We start from the raw sequence: 3,978 nt of genomic DNA, 5'->3' as shown, positions 1-3,978 counted from the left end.
CGTACGGGGTGTCAATATCAACCAGCATGATGCATGCATTTAACAGACGGTTGCGGATTGCGTGTGTTAGTCAGTGGGGATCATTTAACTCACGGGTGACATTTTTGTCATCCAGGTGAAGGGATTCTGAATGAAGATGGCTCAAGAATGCCAAAAACTGATATTCGCGGCTGCTGAGGTAATCGTAGAGGATAGAGCAAGCTGAACCCTTTCAATGTGATTGGCTATTCGTTGTTGGCCTTTACAGCCGATGCAACAACGGCCTGGGCAAGCGCCACAACGTGGACAGGCAACGGTTTGCACTGCTTTCCGGGGTATCAATCGGATCAAACGATGTTGCGGTAGGTTTTCGAGAGAGGGAACGAGGTGCTGTGGTTGATGTGTTGGTTTCATGGAGGGACATGGCAGTTCATGGCAGGCAAACTGAGAAAATTTATTTGTTTTTGGAGGGTGAGAGACACATTTCGCAGATAACGCAGATTTTGGCATGGGGGTCATGCTGCTAGGCCATCCTACACTTGAGCAATCGCAACGCCTGGCGAAGGCCGCCCGGGCCCTTGCGCCTTCAGTTCCCTAATCACTAAAGCGCATTGGTGATTCAGTACAATTGTCCGGACTTCGGTTTCTTGGAAACCATGACGACGGCTGAGGTCGCGGAGCGAGCAGCACTGGCCGGGTTTGTAACTTAGCACCTGCAATAGAGCTTCGAACCGTTCATCGGTCTTCCGTTCTCGCTTGGCTGTCAAAAGCAAAAGCTGCTGCGTTGCGAACCAGTCCATGAGCTGAATGGCTTCGTTAGCGGTCTCCATGGAGACCGGGTATAGCGCACTGTCTGGTAGTTTGGTCACATGGAGGACAAGCATGATGCGCCACGTCTGCTCGACCCATCTCGCTGCGAAGCTGTACACGTCTGCTAGGTCGCCTTCGAATTGCGTTCGCTGCATCAGGCATAAACGAAACCTTGTCATCAGATCCATAACTCCTTGCTGACAGGGAAATATAACGGGATGAGACTGATGGTAGAAGGTGAACGCTATGTGCCAGACAAGTGCCTGCCAAGCATTCTGCGTGGCAACGATTCCGGGGGCTTTTGTCGCAATTACGTAAGAGGGTGGGCTGGCCTCGAAGAAGAGAGTGCGCGCTAAAAAACCGCTCTCAAGCATGTCGTCTGACGATAGAAGTCGGTCCAGTAAGTCAGGTTGCACCAGCCATAGCAAGCTGAGGCAAGGCCTCTGCAGTACAGTGTCGGGGCGGTGGATGCGGCTGATCTTGCAGTAATCCCCGGACCATAGTGCGACGAACATGTCCTCATCGGTTTTAGAATTGTAGCGGCCCATCAGGGTTCCGATGCAGCCCCGTGCTTCTGCACTCACAGAAGCGAGAGTTTCCGTCGGGCTGCGGCTTACTAAATCCGCAATTTTTTCGCGAGTCGATTCACTGAAGGTCATGCATGGCTCTTGGATACAACGATCAAGCTCCCCAAGTCGTCGTTCAATCTGCGTAGCCTCCTGCAGGTCTGTCCCGGATGTTTGGGGGAGTTTTGCCGCTTGTTTATCCAAGGTCTCTTGTCTTTGCTTGAGCATACGGATTTCTGCTTTAACGCCCGGAAGGGTTTTCTCTCGCCAGTTGGTCACGTAAGCCTTTTCGTAATCTAGAAACGCCTGTACAACCCGCTTGAAGACAACGCTTTTGCCGGTTCCGCTTCGCGCAGATCCCAAGATAAACAAGTTTCCTCTTACTCGGTACTCTCCGATGTCGATCTCGGCGCCGGAGCCCAATGCCATGGACAACGTCCCTAGCATGCATGCTCCCGGCAATGCCTCACACACACCGTCAATGCGGCAAATCTCCCGCAGATAGGTCTGCAAAACCTGAGGCAGGCATTGAACGGGGAAGGGTTTATCCTCCTCCGTCTCGATGCCAAAACCTGCGAAATCTGCGATATTATTTTGATTAGTAGATGCTGTATTCATGTGAAAAGGAAGCGATAGGGTTCATGAGAGCCCGGCAGGCTGGAGGTCAGATCGTTGAGGTCATTGGCGGGGGTGCCATCCGGGCGCATGATTCCGGCGAACGATGCGCGACTTACGGTGCAGCCAGCCTTGACGATCTGGGGCAACCAGTTGGCGAGAGCTCCCGATCCGGAAGGATCGTTGTGCGGATAAATGCGTACATGTTTTCCACGAAGCAATTGCAGCGCCCGAGGGTTGATTCCGTGACGACCTGCACTGGCGCCCAGCATGGCGACCGGAAGAACATTGCGGATCCCTAAACGGAGGAGGAAGTGGTACGCAGCCAACAGATCAGGCCCTCCTTCCAAAATCATGATCGACGTAATGCACTGGTATTGTTGCAAGAGCGCTACTCCTAATGGCCAGGTCTTATTCGAACCCCGGATGGTGTGGGCCTTTCGTTCTGAAAGGGTGCCGTATGCCGGATACCAGACGCCAGACAACGTACGCGCCTCAGCGATGCACCCCAAGCTATCGGTGAGCAGCCAGGAGGGTTCTCCGCAGACATCTGTCCGGCGGAGAATGCCGAGGCTGGCGGCGAACTGCAATGCAGCGACGTCAACCTGACGGAGCGATGCAATTGACTCCATATCCGCAGAAGACAGGTCCCGAGTTGGCGGCAGCGTGAGACCACCTTCCGGCTCAATGCGCTTTTTTTCATCTGCGACAATTTGGCGGCTTGCCTCATTCTTCATGAGGAAGTGATAGGCTTCCCTTTCATTGGTCTTACGCCATGCTGCCGCGAAACGAATGACATCGTAATTGTAGCCACAGACGAAGCAGTGCATGCGGGTCATGTTGCGGTAGATGCTGCATGACTTATTTTGATCCTTGTGCCTGTGGCGGTGATGCCATGGACAGCGTATATTTCCGTCGTTGTCACGAATGGAGTCTTTTGGAACTCCGAGAAACCGCATCAACTGCGGCAGAGCGAGGGCGCGCTGCGCCCTTCCATATTTGGTGTGCATGTGGTGCTTTGTGTTGCGCAGCACCCCTTCGCGAGTAACTATCTGAGCCTACCAAGCACAGAGAGCCGCACTCCGAAAGGGGGCGGCTTTCTTATGCTCTGGATTCTGTTTCGATTTTTTCGATGTCAGCCAAGGAAAATCGGATGCCCCGGCCAAGGTGGTGTGCTTGGATTTTCCCCGCCTTTCTCCACCGACGTAGAGTCATTGGAGTGATGTGCCAACGTTCTGAGAGTTGGGCGGTGGTCCAAAATAATTGTGTTTTGATGTCGCTCTGAGTGGTCATGCGACAACTCAGATACCATCAGGATTGTTGATGTCGCTTCAAAAAAAGCTGCGTGCCTCGAAAGTGGTTCGGAAAAAGTGACCACTTTTTCCGGCCCTTCGCTGTTTAGGTGGGTGACCGAAGGCCTCGGAGGGCCACTTTGCACACGATGGGGTGTTGGACACCTTGGACTGGTTTGCTCTGCCCCCGACTGCGCCCTCCTCGAATCCCCATCGGCAAGCTGTCATTATGGGACCTGGAGAAGAGCACGGTCCCTCCCTAAGGATGCCGCCCGTTGAGGCTCAATACCTTGACGGGTCATGCGTCAATCCGGCATGAGCCTTTCTGTGATATCCACTCCAAGCAGCGAAGCCTGCTTTTTCCGAACTTTATCGCGATATTCCTGAGCCGTATGTTTCTTGGCATGACCCAGCATCGACAATCCTGCCGTTTTTAATGCGTCGCTCCAGGTTGCGCGTGGAATTTTTTTCCACTTTTTAGATGCCGCTTCGACATCCACCTTCAATTCCATTTTGTTGGGAAGTCGGCGGTGTTTGATGACGAAATCATACGCGCATCGGATTGCCAACCATGGGAGAGAAACGGTCGCTTTTTTAAAGGTGTACAATCGGTTGCTCTCTTTTGTGTACGCTTTGCCGGCGGTGCGACTGAATGTTTTTAAGGCCTCACTAAAACGAAGCTCCAAGTCTCGGGTCGCACTTTCTGCGTCTTGGTG

At 53.1% G+C, this 3,978-nt stretch carries 4 protein-coding genes; all 4 read right to left on the bottom strand.

The annotated features are described in order from the left end of the window. Positions 1-512: 512 nt before the first annotated feature. Positions 513-1,973, bottom strand: coding sequence for a DUF3987 domain-containing protein (locus ACIREA_RS28020; RefSeq protein WP_397385618.1), 1,461 nt, complete (start codon positions 1,971-1,973; stop codon positions 513-515). After that, positions 1,970-2,980, bottom strand: a complete 1,011-nt coding sequence (locus ACIREA_RS28015) for a hypothetical protein (protein ID WP_397385617.1) — start codon at positions 2,978-2,980, stop codon at positions 1,970-1,972. The genes ACIREA_RS28020 and ACIREA_RS28015 overlap by 4 nt, the downstream gene beginning before the upstream one ends. 91 nt (positions 2,981-3,071) lie before the next feature. Then, on the bottom strand, positions 3,072-3,263 hold the full coding sequence (locus ACIREA_RS28010) for a helix-turn-helix domain-containing protein (protein ID WP_397385616.1): 192 nt from the start codon (positions 3,261-3,263) through the stop codon (positions 3,072-3,074). 304 nt (positions 3,264-3,567) lie between these two features. Further along, positions 3,568-3,978 (bottom strand): hypothetical protein (locus ACIREA_RS28005; protein ID WP_397385615.1); only part of this gene is annotated, 411 nt, incomplete at its 5' end.

The sequence above is a fragment of the Prosthecobacter sp. genome, from assembly GCF_044373815.1.
Classification (GTDB): domain Bacteria; phylum Verrucomicrobiota; class Verrucomicrobiia; order Verrucomicrobiales; family Verrucomicrobiaceae; genus Prosthecobacter.
The sequence above is the reverse complement of the archived record's forward strand: the minus strand, read 5'-3'. Positions and strand labels throughout refer to the sequence as shown.